We start from the raw sequence: 13,876 nt of genomic DNA, 5'->3' as shown, positions 1-13,876 counted from the left end.
ACTTGCTAAGTGTAAAAAAAATGATTCAAAATAATACTTCCAATACTCAAAAGGAATCAAACTATTCTGTATCTGGTGATTCAATTACACTGGTTCAACCAATAGATTCTATAGCAGTTGAAAACGGGTATTTGATTATTGATGACAGTATTGGTCAGGTAACTATTAACTTAAAAAGTGAGAAACAAGCGTATACTAAAGAATTAATAATTTTCAGTCTTTTAACAATTCTTATCGCTCTAATTATTTGGTCTAAGTTCCTTAAAAAGAAGAAAAAACAATCTACAGTAAAGATAAAATCTAAGGAAGCTGAAAATTTAGAACAAAAACTGCTTAGTTTGATGAAGCAGGATAAAGTATATCTAAATCAAGACCTGAATTTAAAAGAATTGTCAGAAATGATAGGGGAAAATGATAAAAAAATATCCCTGTTTTTAAACAATAATTTGGGTAGTACATTTTATGATTTTATCAATGATTATCGCTTAAACCACTTTATTGAAATGCTAGAGAATTATCAAAACGAAAACTATTCTATAGTAGGACTCGCACAGGAAAGTGGATTTAAATCAAAATCAGTTTTTTACAGAGTATTCAAGAAAAAATTCAACACATCACCTTCAAACTACATTCATCATCTTAGAGAAAATGTCCCTTTACATCCAAAGGGATAAGTATTTCAAATCGGTTACTTCATATAGCTGTTTCTTTAAAATTAAGATTCGTTCAGTATTTAATTCCTTTTTTGGGAGGTTACCAGTACTAATTAAAAGATAATTATATGAAGCAAAAAAATCGACTTACTTACATTGTTATTATACTAGTAATATCCTGCTTAACAGGCTATAGATACACTAATAGTAAGCAAAAAGAAATATATATTCTGGGTACGGTACACCACCCTACCATAAACGTAAATTCCGATTCGATTTTAAGAATCATTCGTCAAATTAAACCATCTCTAATACTGATAGAGAGTGACTCATCTAATTTTGATAACCAAATGAACATCAAAAGGTATTATGAAGAAAATGAATATGGAGCGGTAAAGCAATATCTAATAGAACATCCCAGCACATTAATACGACCTTATGATTTGAATAACAGAGATGAACAACGAATACAGAATGGATTGTATGCAGAAGCCGGTTTTGCCTTTGAGCTACTAAATCAAATGCATTCAGCAGGGAAATTTTCACAGAATGATTCGATTTCCTGGAATCGTTTCAACACATATTGGCGTGAGTATGAACTTTTATTAGGTGGTACTTTGGTCGACTTAAATGCTGTTAAGTCAGAAGTCATTATAGACTCTGTATCCTATTACCAATATATCAAAACAAACAATATCATCGAGTCCTATCCAATATTCACAGAATCAACTTTAATAGGAGCTAATAATGATACTATAACAATTAAAGATTACTTTAAAAATTGGAGTGATTTTGAATACCATAAACGGAATAATGCAATGGTTCAAAATATTATAAAACATATTCACAGCACTAAGGCAACTCGGATACTGGTACTTACCGGTATAAAACACAAATCACCTCTTAAAAAAGCGTTATCTGAAAAACCGAATGCATTACGTTTTAAGATGATTGAAAGCTACTGAATGAATCAAAAAAACCCATTAAAATGTCCCGATACTTCTAGAGGAACTGATTCATCCTAAAATACTATATGTATATACTTAATAATTAGCAGATTGCACCCATGTTATTAATCAAGCTACATCGAGTAAATTGTATGCACATAGCATTGTGCTTTGTATTCAGCATCGGTACACAGGCTCAAAACAATGCGCTTGAGAAGCGAAATGAACTGAAGCTATTTTCAGGAATTGGAACGGCCCTAGTCAAAGACTTAACGTTTTCACCATTACATTATAGAGCTGCTACAGTAGCATATGCGTTACAATACACTCGTAAATTCAAAAGAAGCAAATTTATTTTAGAACTTGATTTTTCTAATCCCACCTTACAAACGCAATTTTCTGACTTTTTTGAGACCGATTTTTACACTGTAAATATTGAACTAGGTTTTTTAAGAAGAATGAGGGGTACAGATATTTTTAAGGCGTTTACAGGTGTTAAGCTGCATTCCTTTACTAATTTATTATTTTATGATGGTACAGAATCCATTAGCTTTTTTGCGGTACAAACACTCGATCTCGCTTTTGAAGCTGCCTTTAAGTTAACTACTAAAAGTAATTTTTCAAGCGCTATTGATATTCCAGTATTTGGGTTGTTGGCACGTCCTGCTTACACCAATTGGGATGTTTTTATACTAGAAAATGAGGACAATCCACTTCGTATCCTACTTCGGGGAGATTTTACATCCTTAACCAATTTTTTTGGCTTGAATTGGAAAACGAACTATGAATATCGTATTTCAAATCCACTAGCAATACAGCTACAAAATACGCTGCGATATTACAAAACAAATTCGCTTCGAGAATCGCGAATAGTAACCAATCAACTTTCATTAGGACTCGCTTTTACATTTTAGCTATGAAAAATATATTCAAATTAATCTTATTAATGTTGTTTGCGGTTTCATGCGAAGCTACCTTTTTAGGTAATGATGAAGGGAATACTTCTGAAAACAATTTTGAATTGCTATGGCATGATTTTGATGAGCATTACAGCCTGTTTAACGTTAGAGGTTTTAATTGGGATAGTATATACAGCGTGTATCGTCCTCGAATAACAGAAAGTACCTCTCAAAATGAGCTATGGGATGTTTTTGTTCAAATGACCTCCTATCTTGATGATTCGCATGTCTTTATTTTTGATCCAGCAACTGAAAATTTGGTTGCATCTGGCTCAGAAAATGAAGCACAAATTGAAGCAGAGACCAGTCCAGAACTCGTTCGAAACAGTTACATTCAAAACCCTAAACCTATTCCTAACACACCAGAAAATGAACAGTTTTTTTATGGTGTGACCCTTACTGAAAATATCGGTTACCTTTTTCTACAAGGAATGGATTTTGATGCATCACGAATGGATATCGTTGTACATGATTTGGCATCAACTAGAGGGCTCATTATCGATATACGGAACAATGAAGGAGGTAGCGATCGGGTTGCCGCAGAAGTAGCGGGAAGATATACAACTGAGCGGAAGCTAGCATATTCTGTACAAGAAAAAAATGGCCCTAACCATAATGACTTTGCAAACAAAAAACTATTCTACACGGAGACTTTAGGCACTCAAAATTATACGAAACCCATTGTTATTCTCACAGATCAAGAAACGGTAAGTGCTGCCGAGATCTTCTTAATACGAATGAAAACACTTGATAATGTCACTCAGATTGGCGATGTCACAGCCGGTGATTTTTCAGATGTCAGTACACGACGTTTTTTACCCAATGGATGGCAATATCAATACTCCATTTTTAAAGTACTGTTACCAAATGGAAGTTCTTTAGACGGTATTGGGCATATTCCCGATATCTATGTCAGAAATACAATTGAAGATCTAGAGAATGGTCATGATAAGGTACTGGAACGGGCTATCGCATATTTAAACGAGTAATGAGGTATTAAAATTTATTCATCAACAATGAAACAACTAACCATATATAAGTTTTTATCAAAGTACAACAGCTTAAAAATAATAGGCATATTCTTTATAGCATTGTTTAGTGTATCAAAACCAGTTAAGGGACAGGAAAAAAAAGCGATTGACATATACAAAGATGCCATTGCCGCATTAGAAGAAAGTAATTATGTGTTAGCAGCCAATCATTTTGATAAACTTATTGAATCTAGAGGGTATGACCTATTATCAAACACCTTATATAACGGTGCTTGTATTTATGCCTTAAATAATGAAAATGAAAAGGCCTTCAAAATTTTAAATCATTTAGCTACCGAAGCTTTTTATGATAATTATGATCATATATCTAGTGATACCGATTTAAAACACCTACATGGCTCGGAGAATTGGAAAAACCTATTGGTACAAATTGCCGAAAACGAAAAAACCAAACCTATGCGCAGGCGTGCATATATTGAAGAAGCCATACTGCAGGCAAAAAACATTTTAGAAAAAGATAACGGAAACTTGTGGGGCGCGAACATCTGGAGTGATGCTCTTTTGATTCTGGATGAAGATTATTCTGCTTATAGTTTTGATACTTTAAAAAACAGTCAAACAACTAACAATATTTTGCATAAGGCAAAATTTCAGCCAAATACATTGTCCTTCACCAATACTCGGCAATTATTTCAAGGAAAACGGTATGCTACTGTTTTGTACGATTATCTCGAAGATGAAGGCGAAACCATAATCCACGAGTTGTTTCATATTTATCACCTAAAACAAATTGATCTTAATGGAGACCCTATCCCCTATCTAGATACATATGAAGGGAGATTATTACTTAGAACCGAATACCAAGCCTTAAGAAATGCCTTGGCAGCAGCAAAAAAGAATAGTAGGAAAGTAGCTTTTCAGTTTCTAAGAGATGCCATCTATTTTAGAAGCAAACGACAATCATTAAATAATGAACTTAAAAAGGAATTAGAAATTGAAACGCTTGAGGGTTTAGCGCAATATACCGGATATCAACTGGGTCCAAGAAAAGACAAATTTCAGCTCGCCATCGACGAGCTTACTTTTTGGGAATCTAGCGACACTTATACACGGAATTTTCCGTATGCGACCGGTCCAGCTTATGGTTTTCTTTTTGACTATTTAGTGATTTCATGGCGTTCAAACCTAGATCACCTTTACGATTTCAAACAGATTGCAATGAACACTATTTTCACCAACCAACCTAATATTACAAAAGCATATGAAATTGAGGCGAAACGGCGAAATAATTTCAACACCATAGAATCCGAAGAGCTTGAGAAAAAAAGAAAACAAGATCAACTAATTACCTTCTATTCCGAGCTTTTTTATAAATCACCCGTGGTCAAAGTAAAATTAGAAAAAGGATATGCCGCTAGTTATGACATGAATGGTACTATGATGCTTGATGACGATATAGTGTATAGTCAAATTTCAGGACAAGGGCATCGAGCTATTGATTTTGGAAATTTTACCACTGTAACAGGGAAAGATCGGTTAGGTACAGGTGGAATTCTCTATAAAAAACAATTGGATGAATGGTGGTTCCCTCAACCTACTTATATTAAAGAAAATGTCATAAGAGGTGATAATTATGAAATACAATTAAACTCGGGTTGGCAAATTGAAAAAGTAAAGAATACTGAAGATTATATCATCCAAAAAAAATCAACCCAACACTAAAGTAAATTTTATGTAATTAGGTTTTGTAAATCATTTTGGTTTTCATACAAGAGATTGAATTACTTGACCAAAACTAATCCTTGTTAATTCAAATGGGCCTCTATATATGCCTTAGGGCTCATCCCTGTTTTCTTTTTGAACAGTCGAGAAAAGTATTGCGGATATTCAAATCCCAATTTGTAAGCAGTCTCGGAAATAGAATTAGTTGGATTCAGCAGCATATTCTTGGCTTCATCAATAACAAATAGGTTGATTTGATCAACGGCCGTTTTACCTGTTTCTGCCTTTATGGTGTCACTCATGTAGCGATGACTTATATTGAGTTGTGATGCCATCCATTCTACAGTTGGGATGCCATCTTCGGCAGATAGATTTTGTTCAAAATAGGTGTTCAATATATCATTGAACTTCGTGAATAGTACCTTATTGTCATCGGTTCTGTCAAGAAACTGTCTTTTATAAAATCGGTCGGCATATTTGAGCAATGTTTCCAAATGTGAAATGATAATTTCCTTACTGAACTCATCCTGATTGTTTTCATATTCGATCTTCATGTTTTTGAAAATATCCTTTACAGTCTGTTCCTCTTTTGGAGATAAATGCAACGCCTCATTTACATTGTAATTAAAGAAATTGTACTTTTTTATTTTTTGATAAATCTCCAGATTACGGATGTAGTCCTTATGGAAAGCGATATGATAACTTTCAGAGCTGAACACAATGTCTTTAAAGCTTAATTTTTGATTAGGTGCTGTAAATAAAAGCATGCCATTACTGCAATCGTATTTGGTACGACCATAAGTAAGTTCACCGGAAATAATATTCTTGAAGCTAATACCATAAAACTGACAATTCAGTTCTACAGGTTCATTAAAAGCATAAGTATCGCAGCTTTTTTCTTCACCTTTTTTTAGTCGTGTATGTACGACACTAAATAAAGGGTTTTCAGGTTCTGGTAAATCAAAATATTCATGAAATTCAGCAATATTTTTAAAATCTAAAGTTGGCATATTTTTACTGATTACATTAAGATACCATTTTTGGCTTGTATAGAAGGAGGCAAATCAGTCTCTCCTAGCATTTCGCGTAAATCGATTTCAATCACTCTACATAACGACAACATGGGTATATCATTTGCCATCCCTTGAAATGGATTTTCAGAATAGTCACCCACAATTTCCATCATTACATATACCCAGCCAATTAATGCCGTGATAGGAATTGACAGCCAAAACCCCCATTCACCTACTTTCTGTAATTCTGGTATCATACTAAAAGGCAGTAGCATGATAAAAATCCCAATAAAAACCCTACTCATATTGGCATACTGACGCGGCAATGGAAATTTTTTAATGCGTTCGTTTTTACCCTGGAGAGTGTAAAAACTTTTCAAAACAATACCCATTTCCATATGACGGAAATCATCGATTAGACCTTCTTGGCGCAATGCCTTTATATCTCGCGATTGTTCATTGATAATTTGTGTAGCTGTGTTGACGTTGTTTATTAATCTATCATGCTCGCTAGGTGGTAAGAAGTTTTTAAGTTCCGAACGGGTAACATCATCATCAATCAAACCAATCCCAAATTTTTCTCTATATCTTTTTGCTAATCTACCTGTCCCACCACCTTGATTGATATGTTCCCAAGGTGTTGGTACTAGCAACTGACTCCTGTGTGCGTATAACCATGCGATATGACGATAAATTAATCGTTTTTTTATTTTATGGATTTCTTTTTCATTTATTGCTTTATCTATAAATAAATTAGAAATATAACCATCAACATACATACCCCAAGTTCGGCTATCGTTGACGATGCCACCCCAAATTTTTCGAGCTTCCCACATTCTATCATAGGACTGATTGTTTTTAAAGCCCACGTAAAATGCAACGGCAGTACCCACAACTGAAACGGGTAACCATGGAATATTCAATTCAATGATATTAAAACGATACAGCGCTGCAATTGCTCCCATTAAAAGCAAAAGCCACGTTATGTGATGCCATGACCATTTGAAAATTTTGCTTATGGAAATACTTTTATTTACAATCATATTTTTTAGTTAGAAAGGTAAGATCCGAAAATAATTTTTAAAACCTTGCTAATTCCTAATTTTGGCTACTGTAATTGTGAGTCTGATATAAATTTTGCTTGACTATTTTTTCGCAAGTTGAAGGATATCAATAGGGGCTATTACCCTTTTACCATATCCGTTTTTAGTAGCTTTAATCATCGCTAGTCCAATTTGAGCGGTATCGACTACTGAATTTGAAGCCAGACGCTTCATCAGTTTCAGCAGCCAAGTCATATTGTTAATTAAAACTCTATAGAGTTTGCTACTTGGAGATACTCCTCTTACTGGAATAATCATACCTGGGCGGAACATAAATGCTTGCTTAAATCCGAGTTTTAATATGTCATTCTCCGTTTTACCTTTTACGCGTGCCCACATGTTTCCTTTTTCGTTAGACTTGGTACCTTGTCCCGAAACGTATATAAAAGTCATGTTAGGATTTAGTCCAACCAGTACTTTTGCTAATGCCATAGTATAATCATAAGTGAGCTTGGTGTACTCTTCCTCTTTCATTCCAGCCGAACTCACACCCATACAGGCGTAACAGGCATCATAATCTACCAGTTGCTCCATTACAGAAATAAATTCAGAAAAATCTTGTTGAAGAAGCTCCTTTAGTTTTGAATGGTCAACACCTACGCTTCTTCTTGAAATAGACAATACTTCCGTAATTTCTTTGCTATCTAAGCATTCTAATAAAACACCTTTACCAACCATGCCCGTAGCTCCCGTAATAATTACTTTCATAATTTATTTCTTTAAAAGGTAGAGAACATTCTCGTTCTCTACCTTACAATTTTATTTATTGAAGAATTCTGCCACAGCATCTGTTGATAATTTTACTGCTTCTGGTTTCCAGTAAAAATCTACATGACTGAATTCATCAACTGCTAATACCTCTGGGTTATTAGTTAATTTGTCGATAAATTGAGTTGAACAAATAGCCGTTGCTGCTTTGGTGCCATATACAACAAGGGTTGGTTGTACGATTTTATCAGCGTATGCTTCTGCAATAGAAATAAGCGATTGCATAGGTTGGTCACCAATATGTTCGCAAGTAAAATGTTCAACTTTTCCTGGTCCCGCTACGCCATCTTTACCATAAAAATTATAGGTATCATCTGCCATAGGAGTTCCTGTGGCAACAAATTCTTCTCTGGTCATACTGTCGTTAAGAACAATTGGCCAAGTGTAATCTGCTTCTCCTGTTTCATACATTTTTTGCTTTGAAGCGTTTGCTCCGGCAATCACCATATTAGCGATATCTCTGTTACCCCATTGAAAAGCATCTGCTGCCATCATTCCTGAAACGGTAGCAATTTTCTTAATTCTGTGGTCGGTTACAGCGGCTGAGGCAATGATGGAACCTCCTTGACATACACCAAGTCCGTAGATTTCATCAACGAACGGTAATGTTCCTAAATAAGAAACGGCATCCCAAGTATTTTCAATTAAACGAAACATATATCTTGATTTTTTGTATTCTCCTGGTAATGCTGGTGAATCTCCCATTCCAAGATAATCGAATCCAAGATATATGAATCCTCTTTTAGCCATTTCTGGACCATATATGGCTGGAATTTGCCCCTTAACTTGGGGAAACGGACTCGCTCCAACAAGAGCTTTGTACTTTTTATTAGAATCAAATCCTTCTGGAAGGTATAAATCTCCTGCTAATTGTACTCCAAATGATGTAAATGTTACGTTGTTTTTTCCTGCTTGTAATTTCATAATTTATGTGTTTAAAAGTTTTGTATTTATTATTTAATGACAAAACTACTTCGCAAGTGAGCCTTAACTCTTAAACATTTTCGTTGAAGATGTATACATTTTGGTAAACTGGATAAATTGGTTGCTGAAGAAAGTACACCCCGTATGTAGAGTGTGCAAAATAGCAGTTTTGAAAAACGGAATCTGTCTACAATTTGGAACTTAAAGAATTATCTTCTGTGATCCTGAAAGAGTTAGATGGTGCACTAGCATGCTGCCGAACTGGATTGCTTGCTTTACAGATAGAAAATCCATTACCTAGAGTAATGAATTTTCTACGTGTAGCGACCTCGGTAAGATTGTCTCGCCCCATTGGACATCCTCTTAAAGCACCGCTTTGAAAATAGTCAAAAATAAAACGCTCAAGCAAGCTTGGTAGCCCTATCGTATTTATACCAAAGCTGAGCAGGATTACCTGCGCCTTGAGCTCAGTAGTCTAAATAACAAGCAACAAATCATAGATTTGTACTTTTTTGTTTGTATTCGGATTCTTGAACAAATTCAAATCTCATACAAACAAAAAAGCTCACCAATGAGTGAGCTTTTCATTCTTCAGTGACCTCGGCAGGATTCAAACCTGCAACCTTCTGAGCCGTAATCAGATGCGCTATTCAGTTGCGCCACGAGGCCTTATTTTCGACTTATTACCTATCTGAGTCGTAATCAGATGCGCTATTCATCCCGATAACTATCGGGAGCGCCACGAGGCCTATTTAACACAAAAACATTTCTGCTTTTGCGGGTGCAAATATACTGTTTTAATAAAACACCATCCAAACAATTTTTAAACAATTATATGCCTTAATTTTGATGTATGATTAAAGAGGCCACCGTTAGTACCTTCGAAGCGATGTTTGAACCGGATTTAATTCGACAAATCCAACAAAGTGCCATCGAACAATCCTATGAAAAAAATGATATCATTATAGACATTGGTCAACCCATGTCTCACATACCCATCGTATTAGATGGCAGCATCAAAATCGTTCGGGAAGATGACGACGGAAAAGAACTGTTACTTTATTTTCTTGAAAAAGGTGATAGCTGTGCCATGTCACTCACATGTTGTATTGGTGATGCCAAAAGCAAAATAAGAGCGACGGCAGAGACTGATGTCAAATTAATCATGATTCCTTCGAATAAAATGGAAGAATTCATGTCCAAATACGATAGCTGGCGGTTTTATATTTTGAAAAACTATCAAAATCGTTTTGAAGAAATGTTAGAGACGATCGATACCCTAGCATTTATGAATATGGATGAACGCGTGCATCGGTATTTATTTGATAAAACCCAGATTGCAAATAGTAATGAGATCATTATAAAACATTATGAAATTGCAGAGGACCTTAACACTTCTCGAACGGTAATTTCAAGGCTCCTTAAAAAATTGGAAATTGAGGGGAAAATAAAACTTGGAAGAAACAAGATCATCTTTTTAAAAAGTTAGGTGACTTTTATCACACTCATCTAGCTTAACTCACATTAATTTTGCAATAAAAATTACATGGAAATACTCCTATCTCCCTGGCCATGGTACATATCAGGCCCATTAATTGCCGCTGTTATGGCATTACTTATCTATTTTAGTAAAACTTTCGGAATGTCATCTAATTTGCGAACTCTTTGCGCTATAGGCGGTGCAGGAAAAAGAGTTTCCTTTTTTAAGTTTGATTGGAAAGCACATCAATGGAATTTGGTGGTGGTATTAGGTGCTGTAATTGGTGGCTTTATTGCTCATTTTTTACTTTCTGACCCAATAAATATCGCTTTGAATGAAACAACAATTACTGCACTAAATGAAATGGGATTCAACAATGTTGGCAACACCCTATTACCTCATGAAATATATGGTGAAGATGCTGTTTTTAGCTTAAAAGGATTGGCAATTTTAGTCATAGGAGGTTTCTTAGTAGGTTTTGGCACCCGATATGCTGGTGGTTGTACATCCGGTCATGCTATTACGGGTTTAAGTAGTCTTCAAAAACCATCATTAATTGCTGTTATTGGTTTCTTCATTGGAGGTTTAATTATGACACATTTTATTTTACCATTAATTTTTTAACCACTGAATAAATGAAGTATTTAAAATTTTTATTGGTTGGTATTTTCTTCGGAATTGTATTGGTAAAGTCTGAGGCGGTTTCTTGGTATCGTATTTTCGAAATGTTTCGATTTGAATCTTTCCATATGTATGGAATTATAGGCACTGCTGTTTTGAGTGGTATTTTATTCTTACAAATAGGAAAACGCTTAGGGCTAAAAAATACCGAAGGCCACTTGATTTCAGTTCCTAAAAAGGACGCTGCTTTATTTCGCTATATTTTTGGCGGTACTATTTTCGGACTAGGTTGGGCGCTAGCAGGCGCTTGTCCCGGTCCTATGTACATTTTAGTAGGAACGGGCGTATTTTCAATGTTAATAGTGATTGCAGCAGCTATATTTGGTACTTATGTATATGGTGCCTTAAAAGATAAACTACCGCATTAATGGAAACTGTTGAAATAATAGGGTATATCGCAGCACTTTTAATAGGCATCATTTTGGGCTTGTTAGGAGGCGGAGGATCGATATTGACTGTACCACTACTAGTTTATATAATGGGTTATAATCCCGTGGTCGCTACGGCCTATTCCCTATTTGTTGTAGGAACTTCATCCATTGCAGGGGTTGCACAAAAACTTCGCATGGGACTTGTTGACCTTAAAACAGGGTTCTCTTTTGTATTTCCATCATTTATTGCTGTTTATCTATCTAGAAGATATTTAGTGCCCGCCTTACCAGAAACATTCTTCAAAATAGGTGATTTTGAATTCACCCAAAGTATGGGCTTAATGCTATTTTTTGCGTTTGTTATGTTATACTCGGCTTTTGCAATGATTCGATCTAAAAACAGTGAAGAAAGCGCAACAAAAATTCCATATTATCAAATTTTCATACAGGGTATCGCAATTGGTTTTATTACTGGAATGATTGGTGCTGGGGGCGGATTTTTATATGTTCCTGCCTTGGTACTTTGGTCTGGGTTGCCCATGAAAAAAGCTGTAGGCACATCCTTGGTTATTATCGCCGTAAATTCCCTCATTGGGTTCAGTGGTGACGTGCAAAATCTCGATATTGAATGGGTGTTTTTACTAATATTCTCACTATTAACACTAATCGGCGTACTTATCGGAGGGAAGCTCTCTAAATATGTACCTAACAAAAAACTAAAAAGAAGCTTTGGTTACTTTATACTGATTATGAGCTTTTATATTATTTACAAGGAGTTGCTATAAGAAAATGTGATGATTGTCACATTCAAAAGAGTCAATTCTTAATACCTTTGAAAAAAATTAACGAAGATGAAGATAGAACAAATTTATACCGGATGCCTAGCACAAGGGGCCTATTATATAGAATCAAATGGTGAAGCGGCTATTATCGATCCGCTTCGCGAAACACAACAATATATTGACAAAGCAACATCAGAAAATGCAACAATAAAATATGTTTTCGAGACTCATTTTCATGCCGATTTTGTTTCGGGGCATGTAGACCTAGCTAAAAAGACAGGGGCTACCATTGTTTACGGCCCTACCGCTAATACAGACTATGATATACATGCTGCTAAGGATAATGAGATCTTCAACTTAGGAGATATACAGATTAAAGTTTTGCATACTCCTGGCCATACACCTGAATCATCTACGTATTTGGTGATTGATAAAAATGGAAAGGAACATGCTATTTTCTCAGGTGATACGCTTTTTTTAGGTGATGTTGGTAGACCTGACCTTGCCATTAAAAGTGATGTAACCAAAGAAGATTTAGCGGCCATGCTATACGATTCGTTACGTTCTAAAATCATGACCCTACCGGATGATGTTATTGTTTATCCCGCACACGGTGCCGGATCTGCATGTGGTAAGAATTTGAGCAAGGAGACTGTTGGTCTACTTGGCGATCAAAAGAAAACAAATTATGCACTTCGGGCTGATATGACCAAAGAAGAGTTTGTAAAGGAAGTGTTAGAAGGTATTCCACCGCCACCGCAATATTTTTCAAAAAATGCGATGATGAACAAGATGGGTTATGCCGAGTTCGAAGAAGTGTTGAAAAAAGGAGATTCTCCTCTTGATCCAGATACCTTTGAGGCGTTAGCCAACCATGAAGGGGCACTTGTATTAGATGTGCGAACACAAGAAGATTATGTTACATCTCACATTCCAAACTCGATATTCATCGGTTTGAACGGAAGTTTTGCTCCTTGGGTGGGGGCATTAATTACTGATTTGCATCAGCCCATTTTATTGTTGACGCCAGAAGGAAAGTCTGCAGAAGCAGTTACGAGATTATCTCGTGTCGGCTATGATAATACCCTTGGTTATCTTGAGGGTGGAATTCAAGCTTGGAAGCACGCCGGAAAGGAAATTGATACTTTAAAATCAATAAGTGCTGAGGCATTTGCAAATGCATATACATCGGGTAACATTCATGTATTAGATGTAAGAAAAGATGGTGAATACAACGCAGCGCATCTAGACAACGTTCAACATTTCGCTTTAGATTACATTAATGATCAAATGAATGAAGTTGATCGAGATAAAGAGTATTATATACATTGTGCCGGAGGTTACCGATCGGTAATTGCAGCTTCTATTTTAAAAGCAAGAGGTTTTAATAAGTTGATTGATATTGCAGGAGGATTTGGTGCAATAAGAAAAACTGATTTGTCCATTACAGAAACGGCTTGTTCTTCCACCAAATAAATAAA

Annotated in this window: 14 protein-coding genes and 1 tRNA gene; 10 read left to right on the top strand and 5 right to left on the bottom strand. The window is 35.5% G+C overall.

Annotated elements, in window-relative coordinates; all coding sequences use genetic code 11:
* The first annotated feature begins 20 nt into the window (after positions 1-20).
* The 5 genes from ABN763_RS11865 to ABN763_RS11845 all read left to right on the top strand — a co-directional run bounded on the left by ABN763_RS11865 (position 21) and on the right by ABN763_RS11845 (position 5,273).
* The gene (locus ABN763_RS11865) at positions 21-674 is read left to right on the top strand and encodes a helix-turn-helix domain-containing protein (protein ID WP_410485684.1); all 654 of its coding nucleotides are present in this window, start codon (positions 21-23) and stop codon (positions 672-674) included.
* A gap of 107 nt (positions 675-781) precedes the next feature.
* Positions 782-1,618: a hypothetical protein gene (locus ABN763_RS11860; protein ID WP_410485683.1), complete on the top strand. Its 837-nt coding sequence runs from the start codon at positions 782-784 to the stop codon at positions 1,616-1,618.
* Positions 1,619-1,752: 134 nt separating this feature from the next.
* Entirely contained in the window at positions 1,753-2,514 is a 762-nt protein-coding gene (locus ABN763_RS11855; protein WP_410485682.1) for a hypothetical protein, read from the top strand.
* Positions 2,515-2,516: 2 nt separating this feature from the next.
* Positions 2,517-3,548, top strand: a complete 1,032-nt coding sequence (locus tag ABN763_RS11850; RefSeq protein WP_410485681.1) for a S41 family peptidase — start codon at positions 2,517-2,519, stop codon at positions 3,546-3,548.
* Positions 3,549-3,575: 27 nt separating this feature from the next.
* The gene (locus ABN763_RS11845; RefSeq protein ID WP_410485680.1) at positions 3,576-5,273 is read left to right on the top strand and encodes a hypothetical protein; all 1,698 of its coding nucleotides are present in this window, start codon (positions 3,576-3,578) and stop codon (positions 5,271-5,273) included.
* A gap of 83 nt (positions 5,274-5,356) precedes the next feature.
* Here ABN763_RS11845 and ABN763_RS11840 read toward each other — a convergent pair whose 3' ends face one another.
* The 5 genes from ABN763_RS11840 to ABN763_RS11820 form a co-directional block, all read right to left on the bottom strand.
* Positions 5,357-6,283: a helix-turn-helix domain-containing protein gene (locus ABN763_RS11840; RefSeq protein WP_410485679.1), complete on the bottom strand. Its 927-nt coding sequence runs from the start codon at positions 6,281-6,283 to the stop codon at positions 5,357-5,359.
* A gap of 11 nt (positions 6,284-6,294) precedes the next feature.
* The gene (locus ABN763_RS11835) at positions 6,295-7,329 is read right to left on the bottom strand and encodes a bestrophin family protein (RefSeq protein ID WP_410485678.1); all 1,035 of its coding nucleotides are present in this window, start codon (positions 7,327-7,329) and stop codon (positions 6,295-6,297) included.
* Positions 7,330-7,431: 102 nt separating this feature from the next.
* Positions 7,432-8,097 carry an NAD-dependent epimerase/dehydratase family protein gene (locus ABN763_RS11830; protein WP_410485677.1) on the bottom strand — a complete coding sequence of 222 codons (666 nt, stop codon included), beginning with the start codon at positions 8,095-8,097 and terminating at the stop codon, positions 7,432-7,434.
* Positions 8,098-8,148: 51 nt separating this feature from the next.
* Positions 8,149-9,081 carry an alpha/beta hydrolase gene (locus ABN763_RS11825; protein WP_410485676.1) on the bottom strand — a complete coding sequence of 311 codons (933 nt, stop codon included), beginning with the start codon at positions 9,079-9,081 and terminating at the stop codon, positions 8,149-8,151.
* 595 nt (positions 9,082-9,676) lie between these two features.
* A tRNA-Arg gene (locus ABN763_RS11820) sits at positions 9,677-9,750 on the bottom strand.
* Positions 9,751-9,934: 184 nt separating this feature from the next.
* Between ABN763_RS11820 and ABN763_RS11815 the strand changes: the two genes are divergently transcribed.
* From ABN763_RS11815 to ABN763_RS11795, 5 genes are all read left to right on the top strand, one after another.
* Entirely contained in the window at positions 9,935-10,570 is a 636-nt protein-coding gene (locus tag ABN763_RS11815; protein ID WP_410485675.1) for a Crp/Fnr family transcriptional regulator, read from the top strand.
* Positions 10,571-10,627: 57 nt separating this feature from the next.
* Positions 10,628-11,185, top strand: coding sequence for a YeeE/YedE family protein (locus ABN763_RS11810; protein WP_410485674.1), 558 nt, complete (start codon positions 10,628-10,630; stop codon positions 11,183-11,185).
* A gap of 11 nt (positions 11,186-11,196) precedes the next feature.
* Entirely contained in the window at positions 11,197-11,610 is a 414-nt protein-coding gene (locus tag ABN763_RS11805) for a DUF6691 family protein (RefSeq protein WP_410485673.1), read from the top strand.
* On the top strand, positions 11,610-12,398 hold the full coding sequence (locus ABN763_RS11800) for a sulfite exporter TauE/SafE family protein (protein WP_410485672.1): 789 nt from the start codon (positions 11,610-11,612) through the stop codon (positions 12,396-12,398). Before ABN763_RS11805 ends, ABN763_RS11800 begins: the two co-directional genes overlap by 1 nt.
* 66 nt (positions 12,399-12,464) lie before the next feature.
* Positions 12,465-13,871, top strand: a complete 1,407-nt coding sequence (locus ABN763_RS11795) for an MBL fold metallo-hydrolase (protein ID WP_410485671.1) — start codon at positions 12,465-12,467, stop codon at positions 13,869-13,871.
* Positions 13,872-13,876: the final 5 nt, after the last annotated feature.

Source organism: Spongiivirga sp. MCCC 1A20706 (genome assembly GCF_046524175.1).
In the GTDB taxonomy this organism is placed as follows: domain Bacteria; phylum Bacteroidota; class Bacteroidia; order Flavobacteriales; family Flavobacteriaceae; genus Spongiivirga.
This window is presented reverse-complemented; position numbering and strand designations above follow the sequence as displayed.